Genomic DNA, 15,511 nt, shown 5'->3' with positions numbered 1-15,511 from the left:
CCTCATGTCCGAGATGCTGCGTGCCCCCGCCGAGGTCAAGTACGCCGACGAACTCGACTACCTGGAGTCGGTCGACACCGATCCGAAGCCGTTCTCGTGGCGGCTGAGCCCGCGGATGGTCCGGCTGTTCATCCTCGGCTCGGAACGGGCCGACGGGCTCGACCGGGAGATCCCGCAGAAGTGGTTCGGTGACCGCACGTTCGTCGAACGCAGCATCGTGACCCTGGCGTCGGACCGGGGCCTGCTGCTGATCGGCGACCCGGGCACCGGCAAGAGCTGGCTGGCCGAGCTGCTGTCCGCCGCCGTGTGCCGCAACTCGACCCTGGTGGTCCAGGGCACCGCCGGCACCACCGAGGACCACATCAAGTACTCGTGGAACGTCTCCATGGTCATCGCCCGGGGCCAGTCCCGGGAGTCCATGATCCCGTCGCCGATCATGACGGCGATGGAACAGGGCACCGTCGGCCGCTTCGAGGAGCTGACCCGCTCCACCAGCGACGTGCAGGACGCGCTGATCTCGATCCTGTCGGAGAAGTACGTCAGCATTCCGGAGCTGGACCACGACAACATCGTCTTCGCCAAGCCCGGCTTCTCGATCATCGCCACCGCGAACAGCCGGGACCGGGGCGTGAACGACCTGTCCTCCGCGCTCAAGCGACGGTTCAACTTCGTCCGGATCCCCGTGGTGACCAACAAGCGTAGCGAGGCGGAGATCGTCCGCTTCCGCACCGAGGAGCTGCTGCGCCGGCACCAGATCACGCTGGACGTGCCGCCCACCCTGCTGGACATCCTGTTGCAGAGCTTCGCCGACCTGCGCGCCGCCGCCTCCTCGGCGACCAGCGACGACGAGAAGCTGGAGTCGGCGCTGTCCACCGCCGAGCAGATCGGCGTCCTGGAGGACGCCATCCTGCACAGCCAGTTCTTCGGCGACCGCACCCTGCGCGCCGCGACGCTGGCCGGGTCGCTGGTGGGCTCGCTGGCCCGGCGCAGCCCGGAGGACCTGGCGATCCTCAACAAGTACCTGCACGGGGTCGTGGAGCCGCGGGCCAAGCAGGACGGCGGCCCCTGGGAGGGCTTCCTCGACGGTGGCCGCCAGGCGATCGCCTCCCTGTCGTGACCGCTCCCACCACGGTCGGGCCGTTCGGCGCGCTGCGCGAGCAGCTCACCGCCGCCGCCACCGCCTTCGCCGGCAGCGCGGACACCGTCGCGGAGATCCTCGCCGGCATGGTCGACGATGTCGACCGCGCCCTCGGCGAGGAACTGGAGATCTTCCCGGTCTGCCACCACTCTCCGGCGTCCGCGCTGGCCATGGTCCGCAGGCTGCGCGCCAAGCAGCCGAAGGTGATCTACCTGGAGCTCTGCGAGGACCTCCGGCCGCTGTTGGGCGAACTGCGCAACTGCCGCCTCCCGGTGGCCGTGCAGGCGTTCGCCTCGCAGCTGGACGGCTTCCCGGCCGACTGGGGGCCGCTCAGCGTGGTCGCGCCGATCACCGAGGCCAGCGCCGAATACCAGGCCATCGCGTACGCGCTGGAGACTCCGGGCGTCGAGCTGGTGCTGGTGGACCGCTCGACCGACCACGTCTTCCAGTGGTCGCCGCGTCGCCCGGACGGCGCCGACGAGGCCGACAAGGCCCCGGCCGGCGGGGACGTCGAGGCCGCCGCGCCGGCAGGGGAAGAGGCGGCCCTGCACGGCGACGCGGTCGGGGTCGAGATCGGCGACCTGCGGCCCCGCTTCGCGGAGCTGGAGGCGTACCTGCTGCACCACGGCAAGGTCCGGCACTGGTCGGAGTGGTGGGACCAGTACGTCGAGCAGCCCCTCGCCGACGCCGACCACGACACCTACCGGCAGGTGATGGTGCTGATCGGCAGCCTGTTCCGGCGGCTGCGCCCGGCCGGGTCGGACCGGCAGGACCGCGACGAGGACCGCGAGCGCTACATGTGGACCCGGATCCGGGAGCACCTCGCCAGCTCGGGTGCCGACCCGTCGAAGTGCCTGCACGTCTGCGGCGCGTTCCACGCCGCGAGCCGGGTGGAGCAGTTCGGGCTGGCCGCCGACGCCCCGTTCGAGATCAGCCCGCGCACCGGCACCCGGTGGCACTACGGGCTCATCCCGTCCAGCCACTCCGCCATCGAGACGCAGTTCGGTCTCGCACCCGGCTCGGTGTCGATCGCCGCCGCGACCTGGACCAAGGCGGTCGCCCGCACCGGGCTGACCCCGTTCCGCCTGGAGGGGCAGCGCGGCGGACGCACCCGCACCGGTGGCCGCCGCCGTGCGACCCCGGCCCCCGCGCCCGCCGCCCCGGTCGCGGACCGGCTCTCCGGCTACCTGGCGCGACCGCCGGCGACGCAGGGCCTGGACGAGGCGGAGCTGCGGGGCTGGTGCGTGGACATCGTCCGACTGGCCCGGCGTAACGGCTACCTGGCCAGCACCGCCGACGCGATCGCCGTCTTCGAGACCTCGATCCTTCTCGCCGGCCTGCGTAACCGGGAACGCCCCACCCCGTACGACTTCGCCGACGCGGCGGTCACCTGCATCGAGAAGGACGTCGTCCCGGGCCGCCGGGACGTCCGCCGGCTCTGTGAGATCCTGTTCGGCGGCGACCGGGTCGGCCAGGTGGGGTACGAGGCCCTTCCGCCGCTGGCCCGCGACGTGCACGACCGGCTCGGCCCGCTCGGGCTGGATCTGGAGAAGCGCACGATCCAGCGGGCGCTGGTGGACCTGCACGCCAACCCGGAGCTGGTGCCCTGTTCGGATCTGCTGTGGCGGCTGCGGCACCTGCTGCCCCGCGACGCGGTCCGGCCCATCATGGGGGAGCGCCGGTTGGGGCACCGCTCGATCCAGGAGAGCTGGGACCTGGCGCTCGGCCGCAACCAGCGGGCGCTGATCGAGCTGGGCTACGAAGGGGTCACCGTCGAGCAGGTGCTGGAGCAGCGCCTGCGCCGTGCGGTGCGGGGCCCGGGGGCGACGGCCTCGGTCGCGTTGGCGGCCGTCGAGGACGCCATCCGGCTGCTCGACAGCCCGCGTCTGGTCGACGAGCTCGGTGCCCGGGCGGTGGAACTGCTCGCCGCCGAACGCACCGTCGACGACGCTCCCGAGGTGCTGCGGCGGATCCGGCGGCTGCTGGCCCACCACCGTGCCACCGGGCCGCTGCCGTCCTGGTGCGAGGCGTTCGTGACCACCGGTTACGCGCACTACTGCACCCTGCTGCCCACCGCGTTCCTCGACGAGGACAGCGGCGTCCGTCAGGTCGGCGCCATGCTGGGCTTCCTGTTCGGCATGGAGAGCCTGGCGCTCTCCCTGGGCTGCGACCGGTCCCAGCTCGAACTCGCCGTCGCCCAGTCCCACCCGCAGACGCCGGCCAAGACGGCGCTGCTCTGGGCCGCCCGGCACCAGCTGGGCCTGCTGCCCCTGGCCGAGCTGCGCGAGCGGTGTGCCGCGCTGCTCGCCAACCCGCTGGTGGTGCCCGCCTTCCCGCAGTATCTGAGCGGCTTCGTGCAGGCCCTCGAGCCGGTTCCGGGGCTCGCCCCGTTCGTCGTGGAGGTGATGTCGTCCGCGTTCGCCCGGCTGCCCGATCCGGTCCTGCTGCCCTGGCTGCCCACACTGATCACCACCCTGCGTGAGCACGGCCCGGAACTGGTGCCGCTGCTGGTGCGGGAGGCGGGGCGTACGTTCCCCGGCTCGTTGCCCGCGCTGGACGCCTGGGTGCCGCCGTGGTCGGCGTCGGCGTCCCCGCCGGTGCCGGTGGCCCCCGCTGTCGCGTCCGGGCCGGTGACCTCCCTGCTGGCTGCCAACCCGGAGAGCGTGGACGCCGTCGCCGCGCTGCTCGGCTGCGATGGCGGCTGGCGCCGGGAGGGTGCCGCGGCGGACACCGTTCCCGCCGGGCTGGCCGCCCTGCTGGCCGCGCATCCGCAGACCGTCGACGCCGTGGCCGACCTCCTGGCGGCGACCCCGCGTTGACCGGCGGCCGTTGCCTCGCCGCACCGGCGGTCGCAGCGGTCTGCCGGCGCGGCGAGCGCCTTGCCGGCGGTGGGCGGCTCCCCGTGCGGATCCGGACGTACGCGTGGGGGACCGGGCCGTCGACGGAGCGACGGCCGGCGAACCGCTCCCGACCGCCCGCCACGCCGCCGTCGGATTCCCGGCGGTTGTCGATCCGGGCTCGCCTCGTTCGTGTGGAGGATGAGAGGCCGGCTGCCGCGCCGGCCGCCGACGCGAGGAGTGACGATGAAGCAGTATCTGCTCAGCATCCACCAGCCCGCCGGAGAGGGGCTGCCGGACCCGGAGTTCCTGGCCGGGGTGATGCGCGAACTGGGCGCCATCCGGGAGGAGCTGGAGGCAGCCGGGTGCTGGGTGTTCGGCCAGGGGCTGCACGCGCCGGACACGGCGACCGTGCTGCGGCCGGCCGACGGCGACGTGCTGGTCACCGACGGACCGTTCGTCGAGGGCAAGGAACACCTCGGCGGCATCACCATCCTTCGGGCGCCCGACCTCGACGCCGCGCTTGCGTGGGGCCGCCGGTACGCGCTGGCCACCACCCTCCCGATCGAGGTGCGCCCCTTCCAGGGCGAGAGCTGACCGTGCCCGACGTGGAGGCGGTGTTCCGCGCGGAGTACGGCCGCGCGGTCGCCGTCCTGGTCCGCTTCCTCGGCGACATCGACCTCGCCGAGGAGGCGGTGCAGGAGGCGTTCGTGGTGGCGGTGGCGCGGTGGCCGGAGACCGGGCCGCCCCCCAGCCCGGCCGGCTGGATCATCACCACCGCCCGGAACCGGGCCATCGACCGGCTGCGCCGGGAGGCGTCCCGGGCGGACCGGCACGCCCAGGCCGCCCTGCTGCACGTCCACGACGTCCCGGCCGAGGAGGGGCCTGTGCACGACGACCGGCTCCGGCTGATCTTCACCTGCTGCCATCCGGCGCTCGGCCGGGCTGCCCGGGTCGCGCTGACCCTGCGGCTGCTCGGCGGGCTGGGAACCGCGGAGATCGCCCGGGCGTTCCTGGTGCCCGAGGCGACCATGGCCCAGCGGATCGTCCGGGCCAAGGCCAAGATCCGTGACGCCGGAATCCCGTACCGGGTGCCCCGCGACGCCGACCTGCCGGACCGGCTCTCCGCCGTGCTGGCCGTTCTCTATCTGATCTTCACCGAGGGGCACACCGCCAGCTCGGGCGAACGGCTGATCCGCGACGAACTGTGCGTCGAGGCGATCCGGCTGGGCCGGCTGCTGGCGGAGCTGATGCCGGACGAGCCGGAGGCGCTGGGGCTGCTGGCGCTGATGCTGCTCACCGAGGCACGCCGCCCGGCCCGCACCACGGGCGACGGCGCGCTGATGCCGCTGCCCGAGCAGGACCGCCGCCGGTGGGACGCCGGGCTCGTCGCCGAGGGGCAGGCCCTGGTCCGCCGTTGCCTGCGCCGTGGCCGGCCCGGGCCGTACCAGATCCAGGCCGCGATCGCCGCCGTGCACAGCGACACACCCGACGCCGCCGGCACCGACTGGGCGCAGATCCTCACGTTGTACGACCAGCTCACCGCGTACGCCCCGGGGCCGGTGGTGGCGCTGAACCGGGCCGTCGCGCTCGCCGAGGTGGCCGGGCCGGCGGCGGCGCTGGCCGCCGTCGAGCGGCTCGACCTGGCCGGCTACCACGTGTTCCACGCCGTCCGGGCGGACCTGCTGCGGCGGCTGGGCCGGGCGCGGGAGGCGGCGCAGGCGTACCGGACGGCCGCCGAGCGGACGCAGAACGCGGCCGAACGCGCCTTCCTGGTCAGGCGGGCGGCCGTGGCGCTGACGGGCGGATGACGCACGGGCGGGCCGCGCCTGCACCGGCGACCCGCGAGGCTCCTGGGCCCACCGGGGTCGCCACCGGCACAGACCCCGCCGGCCCACCAGCCCGCCGCCCCGCCAGCCCGCCGGCCGAAACGGCGCCCCTGCCCTGCGTGTTTGCCCGCTCGGTGGGCCGGGAACCCGGGTCACCCGGCAGCGCGGCGCCCGGCGCGCCGCCCGACGAACGGACGCCGAGCGCCCATGACGTACCGTCCGGCAGTTGCCACCGGCACCACCCTGACGCTTGGGGTGGAGGAGGAGTATCTCCTGCTCGACCCGCGTACGGGGGAGAGCCTGCCGGTCGCCGACCGGGTGCTCACCGCACTGTCCGGCAGCGCGCGGGACCAGAGCCGGCAGGAGTTCCGGCACAGCATGGTGGAGATGGTCACGCCGGTCACCGCCGACCTGGCCGACCTGCGGGCGCACCTGGTGGCGCTGCGCCACTCCGCCGCCGACGCGGCCGAGGCCGCCGGGGCCCGGCTCGTCGCGGTCGGCGCCACGCCCGTGCACGAGCCGCACCGGACGGTGCCGGACGAACCCCGCTACCACGCCATGTCCCGGCGGTTCGGGCCGGTGGCGCACGATCCGGCCGTCTGCGCCTGCCACGTGCACGTCGGGATGCCCGACCGCGAACTGGCCGTGCAGGTCTGCAACCACCTGCGCCCCTGGCTGCCGGTGGTGCAGGCGATCACCGCCAACTCGCCGCTGTACGACGGCCGCGACACCGGCCACGCCAGTTGGCGCTCCATGCAGCTGGCACGCTGGCCCAGCATCGGGCCGACCCCGCACTTCGAGTCGGCCGCCGACTACGACGCGACGGTGGCGGACCTGATCAACACCGGGATCATGCTCGACGCGGCGATGGTCTACTGGTATGCGCGCCCGTCGGCCGCGTACCCCACGGTCGAGATCCGGGTGGGCGACGTCTGCCCGGCCGTGGACGACGCCGTGCTGGTCGCCGGGCTGGCCCGGGGGCTCGTCGCGACGCTGGCCGACGACGTCCGCGCGGGGGTCCCCGCCCGGCGGATCCGGGACTGCCTCGTCTCCGCCGCGCACTGGCGCGCAGCCCACGACGGGCTGGAGGGCGACCTGATCGACCTGCGCTCCGGTTGCGCCCGCCCCGCCTGGGACCTCGTCGACGACCTCGTCGACACGGTGGCGCCGGCGCTGACCCGCCACGGTGACCTCGACTACGTACGCGACCAGCTGGCCCGGCTGCGCCGGGACGGCAACGGGGCCGCCCGCCAGCGTCGCGTCATGGCGCGTACCGACAACGACGTGCGCGCCGTCCTGGATCACCTGGCAACCGAGACCCGCGCCGGTTGAGCCGCCCCGCCCCGCGGGTGTGCCGGGCACGCGACCGGGTAGCCGCCGAGCGTGACCTTCTCGATCGCCGCACGATGCCCGCGTACCGGCCAGCTCGGGGTGGGGGCCCTGACGGCCAGGCCCGCGGTCGGCAAGCTCGTCGCCCACGTCCGTTCCGGCGTCGGCGCGGTCGCGACCCAGGCCACCCCGAACCCGTTCCTGGCCTACGACGGCCTGCCTCTGCTCGGCGAGGGCCGCTCGCCGCAGGACGTCCTCACCGGCCTGCTGGCCCGGGACCCGGGCCGGGAGGTGCGGCAGGTCGGCATGGTCGACCGCCGGGGGCACTCGCACGCCTTCACCGGTTCCCGCACGAGGGACTGGACGGGACACCACACCGGCCCCGGCTACACGGTGCAGGGCAACCGCCTGGTGGGCCCGCAGACCCTCGCGGAGATCGTCCGGGTGTTCGAGGACAGCCGGGAACTCGACCTGGCGGAGCGGCTCATGCTGGCCATCGAGGCCGGCGAGGAGGCGGGCGGCGACCGGCAGGGCGCCCGGTCGGCGACCGTGACGGTGAGCGGCGACGAGCCGTACCCCCTGTGGGACGTACGGGTCGACGACGCCGAGGATCCGGCGCGGGAGCTGCGCCGGCTGCTCGGGGTCTTCCGGGAGGAGGTGCTGCCGGCCATCCGACGGATGCCCACCCGCGACGACCCCATGGGCGAGGCGGCCCGGCAGGCGCTCGGGGTGACCCCGCCGGCTGCCGCACCCACGAAGCACCCGTGGTAGGGCCCGGCAGGTGCCGCCGTTCGCGCGCCGGGGGCCTCAGCGGATGTCGTGGGACTGGAGCCAGAGTTCCAGCAGGCCGAGCTGCCACAGCTTGTTGCTGCCCGCGGCGGCCTGCGCCCGGTCAGGTTCGGCGAGCAGTTCGTCGACGTACTCGCGGCGGAACAGGCCGCGCTCGCGGGCGGCGGGCGCGGCGAGGGCCTCGGCGACGAGTTGCCGCACCGGCCCGTCGACGTTGCGCAGCGCCGGCACCGGAAAGTAGCCCTTCGGCCGGTCGACCACCTCGGCCGGCAGCACCTGGCGGGCGATCTCCTTGAGCACGCCCTTGCCGCCGTCGGCCACCTTGTGCTCGGGCGGGCAGGCCGCCGCCAGGGCGACCAGGTCCTGGTCCAGGAACGGGGTGCGCACCTCCAGCCCCCACGCCATGCTCATGCTGTCCACCCGCTTGACCGGGTCGTCGGGGAGCATCAGGTGGGTGTCCAGGCGCAGCACCGCGTCCAGCGCCGTCTCCGCTCCCGGCGCGGCCAGGTCCGCCGCGAGCAGTTCGCGACTGACGTCGCGGTCGCAGGCGTACGCCGGGTCGACCACCCGGTTCAGTTCGGCGTGGTCCCGGTCGAAGAACGCGTCGGCGAAGGCGCTCGCCGCGTCGGCCCGGGGCACCCGCGCCAGGGGCTGGTGGTAGCCGTAGCCGGCGAAGACCTCGTCGGCGCCCTGGCCGGACTGGGCCACCTTGACGTGCCGGGCCACCTGCTCGGACAGCAGGTGGAAGGCGACGACGTCGTGACTGCCCATCGGCTCGGTCATGGCGTGGATGGTCCGGCGTACCGCCGGGACCAGGTCGTCGTCGGCGAGCCGGATGCGGTGGTGGTCGGTGCCGAAGGCACGCGCGACCAGGTCGGAGTAGTGGAACTCGTCGCCGCTCTCGCCGCCCCGGCTGTCGAAACCGATGCTGAAGGTCTGGAGGTGCTGTTGCCCGGCCTCGGCCAGCAGCGCCACGATCATGCTGGAGTCGAGGCCGCCGGAGAGCAGCACGCCGACGGGGACGTCGGCGACGAGCCGTCGTCGTACGGCCGTGCGCAGCGCCTCCCCGGCGGCGGCCCGCCAGTCCCCGGCGTCCATTGTGGCGTGGGCGGGGTCCCGGGCGTAGTCGGGCCGCCAGTAGACGTGTTCGCGGCTGTGCCCGTCGGCCTCGACGACGCGCAGGGTGGCCGGGGGCAGTTTGCGCACCCCGCGCAGGACGGTCCGTGGCGCCGGCACGATGGAGTGCCAGGACAGGTAGTGGTGCAGCGCCACCGGGTCGATCGTGGTGTCCACGTCGCCGGCGCGCAGCAGCGCGGGCAGGGTGGAGGCGAACCGCAGCCGGCCGGGTGACTCCGCGAGGTAGAGCGGCTTGATGCCGAGCCGGTCGCGGGCCAGCACCAGCCGGCGCCGCCGCCGGTCCACCAGCCCGACGGCGAACATGCCGACCAGGTGCTCGACGAAGCGCTCGCCCCACTGCGCGTACGCCACCAGGACGACCTCGGTGTCGCTGGAGGAGTGGAAGGTGTGCCCGGCCGCCCGCAGCTCGTCGCGCAACTGGGGGTAGTTGTAGACGCAGCCGTTGAAGACCAGGGCCAGCCCGAGGTCCTCGCGGACCATCGGCTGGGAGCCGGCCTCGGTGAGGTCGATGATGGTGAGCCGGCGGTGCCCGAGGGCCACCCAGCCGTCGTCGAAGAGGCCCTCGCCGTCGGGGCCGCGGGACCGCATCGCCCCGGTCATCCGGGTCACCGCGCCGGCGTCGGGCGTCGACCCGTCGAACCTCGCCTCGCCGCTGATGCCGCACATCGTCAGCGGCCACCCGACTTCCGGGGCACCGGACCCACCGTCACCACTCCTGTCGGCGTCGCAGGTGTGCCGGACCGCGCGTTCGCGGGGGCCCGGTCCCGTCGGCAGGACGGGCGGCTGGGCTACCCGGCACGGGTGGCGGCAAACCCCGGCGCCGCCCCGGTCGTGAAGGAAGGGTCCCTTCCTTACACCGAGGGTGGGCGGGGGGCAGGGGTGGCGGGCGGCCGGTCAGTCGCGCAGCGTACGCAGGATTCGGACGAGCTGGTCCCGGTCGGCGGGTGCGAGGCCGCCGAAGAAGTCCTCGGCGGCGGCCCGGCGGGCGGCGTGGATGGCGGCGCCGGTGCGCGTGCCCTCCTCGGTCGGCGTGACCAGGGTGGCGCGCCGGTCCGCCGGGTCGGGCCGGCGTCGCACGAGCCCGCGCGCCTCGAGGTCGTCCACGACCTCGGTGGCCGAGCGCGGGGCGATGCGCAGGTGCTCGGCGAGGGCGCTGAGCCGCAGCGCGCCGTGCCGGATCAGCACGCCGAGCGCGCGGGACTGGCCGGGCGTGACGTCCCACGGCGCGAGCGCCTCCCGGGTGCGGTGGCGCAGCCGCCGGGTCACCGCCCGGAACGCCTCGGCGAGGCTGTCGTCGGCGTCGTCGGTGTCTGCGGTCACGGGAATACGGTAGCAGCAGAAGCTGTTGCTCCCTCATGTTGAGGCAACCTCAGTATCGTCTACGGGAGGAAGTACCCCTTGGAACCCACCCCCTCCGGCCGCGACCGCGGCCCCCGCAAGGTCAGCGCCGCCGAGAAGGCGCAGGCTCGCCAGGTGTCGCTGCGGCGCATCGGCCGGCTGTTCGCCCGGCACCGGGGCGCGCTCGCCACGGTCACCGCGATCATCGTGGTCTCCTCGGTGCTCGCCATGGCCTCACCCTTCCTGCTCCGCGCCGTGATCGACCGGGCCCTGCCGGATCGCGACCTGCCGCTGCTGGCCTGGCTGGTGGCCGGCATGATCGTCGTCGCCGCCGTGACCTCCGTGCTCGGCGTGGTGCAGACCTGGATCTCCACCCGGGTCGGGCAGCAGGTCATGCACCGGTTGCGCACCGACGTCTTCACCCACCTGCAACGCCAGTCCCTGGCGTTCTTCACCCGCACCCGCACCGGCGAGGTGCAGTCCCGGATCACCAACGACATCGGCGGCATGCAGAGCGTCGTCACCTCGACCGCCACCTCGATCGCGGCCAACCTGACCACCGTGGTGGCCACCGCGGCGGCGATGCTTGCGCTCTCCTGGCGGCTCTCCCTGGTCTCCCTCGTCGTGCTGCCGCCGGCCGTCTGGCTGACCCGCCGCGTCGCCCACCTGCGCCGCGAGATCACCGCCCGGCGTCAGCGCGAACTCGCCGACCTCAACGTCACCGTCGAGGAGGGCCTGTCGGTCAGCGGCGTACACCTGGCCAAGACCCTCGGCACCGGCCCCGCCCTGGCCGCGCGCTTCGCCGCCTCGTCGACCCGCCTGGTCGACCTGGAGTTGCGCTCGGAGCTTGCCGGCCGCTGGCGGATGGCCACGATGAGTGTCGTCTTCGCCGCCATCCCGGCGGTCATCTACCTCAGCGCCGGCCTGCCCGGCGCCGCCGGCACCCTCAGCATCGGCACCCTGGTCGCCTTCACCGCGTTGCAGGGCGGGCTGTTCCGCCCGCTGATGGGCCTGCTCAACGTGGGCGTCTCGGTCACCGCCTCGCTGGCGCTGTTCGCCCGGATCTTCGAGTACCTGGACCTTCCGGTCGAGGTGGACGACCCCGCCGAGCCGGTCGACGTCGACCCCCGCCGGGTCCGGGGCGAGCTGCGCCTCACCGACGTGACCTTCCGCTACCCGGGCAGCGACACCGCCGCCGTCGCCGGGATCACCCTCGACGTGCCTGCCGGCACCGGCCTGGCCCTGGTCGGCGAGACCGGGTCCGGCAAGAGCACCCTGGCCGCGCTCGTCAGCCGGCTGCACGACCCGACGAGTGGCCGGATCACCATCGACGGCGTCGACCTGCGCGACCTGCGCCTGGCCGACCTGGCCGCGATCGTCGGCGTGGTCAGCCAGGAGACGTACCTGCTGCACACCACCGTGCGGGAGAACCTGCGCTATGCCCGCCCGGACGCCACCGACGCCGAGATCGAGGCCGCCGCCCGCGCCGCCCAGATCCACGACCTGATCGCCGGGCTGCCCGACGGGTACGACACCGTCGTCGGCTCGCGGGGACACCGCTTCTCCGGCGGTGAGAAGCAGCGCCTCGCGATCGCCCGTACGCTGCTGCGCGACCCGCGCATCCTGATCCTCGACGAGGCCACGAGCGCGCTGGACACCGAGACCGAACGCGCCGTGCAGCGGGCTTTCGACGAGGTGGCCAGGGGCCGTACCACCATCACCATCGCGCACCGGCTCTCCACCGTGCGCGACGCGGACCGGATCGCCGTGCTCGACCACGGGCGGATCGTCGAGTCCGGCAGCCACGACAGCCTGCTGGAGCGCGCCGGCCGTTACGCCACCCTGGCCGCCTGACGACCGGAGCTGCCGTCGACGGTGTCCTCGGACACCCGACCCCGGGCCGCCGGACCGACCGCCGGACGACGACAATCAGGTGGTGCAGCGTCGGGGGTGGGAGATGGGCCCCGCTCGTCGCCGCGGCGGGTCCATCGCCGGCCGGCACGGGGACACCGTGGAGTCGCAGTCGTGGCGCTGGCGGGCGCGTGCACCGGCGGCTGGATCAGCCGGCTGTCAGGGGAGCACGGGCAGCCCCGGGTCGTGCAGGTGCCGGTGCCTCGGGCACACCCACAGGAACTCTCCGGCTGGCGTGAACACCCGGCTCAGCCCGCCGAAGGTCTGTGCGGGGTCGAGCTGTGAGAGCAGCACCCTGAAGGCCCGCAGCGCGGATCCCTCCGCCGGCGACAAAGTGTGCCGGGCGTCTGTTCCCACCGGCGCGGCGTCATCGACGACCGCGGTCGGCAGGGTGTCGATCAGCGCCTTCATGAGATTGAGTTCGCGCTGGACGCCGCTCAGGTCGGGGGCGACGAAGGCAGCCATCGAGGTCGCCACCGGATGGACGAGGCGCAGAGTCTTGAACATGAGGTTCAGGTAGGGCGCGGAGGCGCGCAACCACTGGCGAGGCTGGTCCAGTTGGTAGCTCGCACCGTCCCAGGTGTGCCACTGACCGGGATGCTCACACCACAGGGTGATCCGGATGGGACGACGGGTGAACCAGAACCACCGCCAACCGGCCGGCGGAAGCGCCGTGACGGTGAACAGGCGGGGGCAGTCGGTGACCTCGGTGCCGACGGCCTTGACCAGTTGGCGGAGGCGATGCGCGGAGTCGGCGGCGAATGAGGCCGCGTCTGCCAGGTGGTCGCCGATCTGGCCGACATCCCGGGTCAGCGTGCCCAGCCGTCGTTCCAGACGGTTCAACTCGTCGCCCAACAGCGTCGGTGGGACGAACCCGGTCAACAGGCCGGTGACGTCGTGATCGTGTTGACAGGTCAGACACGGCAGGCTGAGCCGCTGCATCGGGTCGTGCTCCGGCCTCCCCGCGCCGACGGCGGTGGCCCCTCGGACCGGCACCGGGGCGACCGAGCGTTCCCGGAACTTGATCAGCCCGTCGAGGGGGAACCGGCCGGCACACCCGACTCCGTCGGCGTCGCCGGTGGGGCAGGGTACGAACAGTCTGAAGGCGAGCCCCGGCCACCGGGTCGTCAGCAGTCGTTCCAGGCTGTCCCGTAGCACGTTGAAGAACAGGTCGGGCGACGGCGCGCGTACCTCCACGGTCAGTGTCTGGTCGGTGTGCAGCTCCACCAGGGCTTCCGACCGGTAGGCATTGATCGGATGCCGGAGGAAGACGCCGCGTCGCCAGTGGCGTCCCGTCGACGCGTCGTGGTGCCGCACGGTGAGCCAGGCGACCAGACCCGGCGGAGCGTTCTCGTCGAGCTCGCAGGTCAGCCGGAGCACGCGGAGGCCGGTCGTGACCGGAGTGGATGCGTCCCAGGGCAGGGCGGGCCGCTCGAACGGCACGAGTTGGGCGATCAGGCTGCGCTCGCCGTCATCGAGCCGGTAGGAGACGTCGAACTTCTCCATCAGCCGCAGGAAGAACGGATGGTGCGCCCGGTCGTAGGAGAGGCCGTCGTCGCGGCGGCGCCAGATCCGCCGCAGCTCCCGGTGGTCGAGGATGCCGTTGCCACGGCGGACCTCCTGGTCCTCCAGCACATGGCTGATCGCCTTCGTGAGCCACTCGGGGTTGAGGATGACGATGTCCCGCAGGCCGTCGTCGTCGCCGTAGTAGATGACCTGTCCCAGGTCGTGGAGCAGTTCCGCGAGGTGGTGGACCTCCTCGTCACGGACGCGGTGCTGACGACATAGGGCGGCGAAGTCGTCGAACGGGATCTGTGGTTCGGCGGCGGCCCTGGCCAGGATCGCGTCCCGGGCATCGGCCCACCGCTTGCTGGTGAGCTGCCCCATCTGGGGCAGTCGGGCCGCTTCCGCGGCGATGGCCTGTCGGAGCGCCGGTATGCCGTTGGCCGTCTCGCTGTCGACCGTGTACTGCCCGGCCAACATCGCGGGGAAGGCATCCCGTAGCCGGGGATAGTCCAGCTCCGGTCGCCGCTCGTCGCCGTGGGTGGCGACGACCATGACGCTGGCGTCCGCGCCGACCCTGAGCCGGATCCGGCGCAACCACCCTTCCACCTCGCCCTGCTCCTGACCCTCCCGGGGGTGCCAGACCAGCAGGTACACCGCTCGCCGGCTAAAGAAGAACTGGTGGGTGACCCGATAGATCTCCTGGCCGCCGAAGTCCCAGGTGCGCAGGGTCAGCACCTCGTCCTTCCCCGGGTGGGGCAGTCGTAGTTCGCGGATCTCGATTCCGTGGGTGGTGGGACGTCCCTTGACGAACTGCTCGTCGTTGAGCGCCCCCACGAGCGACGTCTTGCCGACGTTGCCCTCTCCGACCAGCAGGATCTTGGCCTCGAACTGGGGGACGCCGTCCTCCAGGCTCTGCAGGTAGGCCCCGAGCGCCCGGGTGCCCCGGCCGAGGGTCTGCGCGAGGGCCTCGTCCAGAGGATTGCCGTCCAGCCGGACGGTCAGTTGGCCGTTGGCCAACAGCGGCGCGAGCGACGTCGGCAACATGGTGAGCTGGTTGTCCCGCAGATCGAGCAGTTGCAACCCGGGCAGTTCACCTATCTGCGGCGGCAGCGTGGTGAGCAGGTTGCCGCCCAGGTCGAGTTCCCGCAGCAGCTTCAGCTCGCCGATCTCCGCCGGCAGGCCGGTCAGGCTGTTGCCCGCCAGGTCCAGCTTCCGCAGCCGGTGCAGCTTCCCGACCTCGGCCGGAAGGTCGGTGATGTGGTTGTGGTAGAGGATCAGCGTTTCGAGATCGGTCCTCGCGAGCAGATCAGGGGGAAGCGTGGAGAGCCCGGTGCGGCTGAGGTTCGCTACGGTGTCCAATGGTCGCCCATCCTCGCGGCTCAGGATCTCCCACCACTATGGACGATGTGTCAACGAGCGTGCCGTCCGTAGCGCGGGGCGCCGCTCGTCGCGGCCCCGGTCATGGACGACGCCCGCGGAAGTGGACGGACGTGTCGCAAAACAGTCGCAATATCTGTCTCATTATTGTTCTGTGATGGCCGGGTCCAGGTGGCGGTAGACGGTGGCCCGCGAGACGCCCAGCGCGGCGGCGATCTCGTCCGCCGAGTGGCCGCCCTCGGCGTGCATCCGCCGGGCCGTCTCGATCTGCTCCGGACCCATCGCCCGCGGCCGGCCGGGCCGGCGCCGGCCCCGCGCCG

General features: G+C 73.4%; 11 protein-coding genes. 7 read left to right on the top strand and 4 right to left on the bottom strand.

The window, feature by feature from the left end; translation table 11 throughout:
• Window positions 1-4: 4 nt before the first annotated feature.
• From AB0D32_RS25795 to AB0D32_RS25770, 6 genes are all read left to right on the top strand, one after another.
• Window positions 5-1,117, top strand: coding sequence for an AAA family ATPase (locus AB0D32_RS25795; RefSeq protein WP_357095341.1), 1,113 nt, complete (start codon window positions 5-7; stop codon window positions 1,115-1,117).
• Complete coding sequence (locus AB0D32_RS25790; RefSeq protein ID WP_357095337.1) at window positions 1,114-3,957, top strand: hypothetical protein; 2,844 nt, start codon at window positions 1,114-1,116, stop codon at window positions 3,955-3,957. The genes AB0D32_RS25795 and AB0D32_RS25790 overlap by 4 nt, the downstream gene beginning before the upstream one ends.
• A gap of 264 nt (window positions 3,958-4,221) precedes the next feature.
• The gene (locus tag AB0D32_RS25785) at window positions 4,222-4,572 is read left to right on the top strand and encodes a YciI family protein (protein ID WP_357095334.1); all 351 of its coding nucleotides are present in this window, start codon (window positions 4,222-4,224) and stop codon (window positions 4,570-4,572) included.
• 2 nt (window positions 4,573-4,574) lie between these two features.
• Window positions 4,575-5,786 (top strand): sigma-70 family RNA polymerase sigma factor, encoded by a 1,212-nt coding sequence (locus tag AB0D32_RS25780; RefSeq protein WP_357095331.1) that lies wholly within the window; start codon window positions 4,575-4,577, stop codon window positions 5,784-5,786.
• A 225-nt stretch (window positions 5,787-6,011) separates the two neighbouring features.
• Window positions 6,012-7,136 (top strand): glutamate--cysteine ligase, encoded by a 1,125-nt coding sequence (locus AB0D32_RS25775; protein ID WP_357095328.1) that lies wholly within the window; start codon window positions 6,012-6,014, stop codon window positions 7,134-7,136.
• A gap of 51 nt (window positions 7,137-7,187) precedes the next feature.
• Window positions 7,188-7,904 carry a DUF1028 domain-containing protein gene (locus AB0D32_RS25770; RefSeq protein WP_357095325.1) on the top strand — a complete coding sequence of 239 codons (717 nt, stop codon included), beginning with the start codon at window positions 7,188-7,190 and terminating at the stop codon, window positions 7,902-7,904.
• Between the two features lie 36 nt (window positions 7,905-7,940).
• On the opposite strand, the gene AB0D32_RS25765 is transcribed toward AB0D32_RS25770, so the two are convergent.
• Together AB0D32_RS25765 and AB0D32_RS25760 are read right to left on the bottom strand one after the other, a co-directional pair.
• The gene (locus AB0D32_RS25765) at window positions 7,941-9,725 is read right to left on the bottom strand and encodes an N-acetylglutaminylglutamine amidotransferase (RefSeq protein WP_357095322.1); all 1,785 of its coding nucleotides are present in this window, start codon (window positions 9,723-9,725) and stop codon (window positions 7,941-7,943) included.
• Between the two features lie 228 nt (window positions 9,726-9,953).
• Window positions 9,954-10,379 (bottom strand): MarR family winged helix-turn-helix transcriptional regulator, encoded by a 426-nt coding sequence (locus tag AB0D32_RS25760; RefSeq protein ID WP_357095319.1) that lies wholly within the window; start codon window positions 10,377-10,379, stop codon window positions 9,954-9,956.
• A gap of 78 nt (window positions 10,380-10,457) precedes the next feature.
• Here AB0D32_RS25760 and AB0D32_RS25755 point away from each other — a divergent pair, with 78 nt between their 5' ends.
• Window positions 10,458-12,251 carry an ABC transporter ATP-binding protein gene (locus tag AB0D32_RS25755; protein ID WP_357095316.1) on the top strand — a complete coding sequence of 598 codons (1,794 nt, stop codon included), beginning with the start codon at window positions 10,458-10,460 and terminating at the stop codon, window positions 12,249-12,251.
• Between the two features lie 216 nt (window positions 12,252-12,467).
• Here the strand turns inward: AB0D32_RS25755 and AB0D32_RS25750 are convergent, their stop codons facing one another.
• Together AB0D32_RS25750 and AB0D32_RS25745 are read right to left on the bottom strand one after the other, a co-directional pair.
• Window positions 12,468-15,173 carry a COR domain-containing protein gene (locus AB0D32_RS25750; protein ID WP_357095313.1) on the bottom strand — a complete coding sequence of 902 codons (2,706 nt, stop codon included), beginning with the start codon at window positions 15,171-15,173 and terminating at the stop codon, window positions 12,468-12,470.
• Window positions 15,174-15,335: 162 nt separating this feature from the next.
• A partial coding sequence (locus tag AB0D32_RS25745) for a helix-turn-helix domain-containing protein (RefSeq protein ID WP_357095558.1) occupies window positions 15,336-15,511 on the bottom strand: 176 nt, incomplete at its 5' end.

It is taken from the genome of Micromonospora sp. NPDC048170 (assembly GCF_040652795.1).
Lineage (GTDB): Bacteria > Actinomycetota > Actinomycetes > Mycobacteriales > Micromonosporaceae > Micromonospora.
The sequence above is the reverse complement of the archived record's forward strand: the minus strand, read 5'-3'. Positions and strand labels throughout refer to the sequence as shown.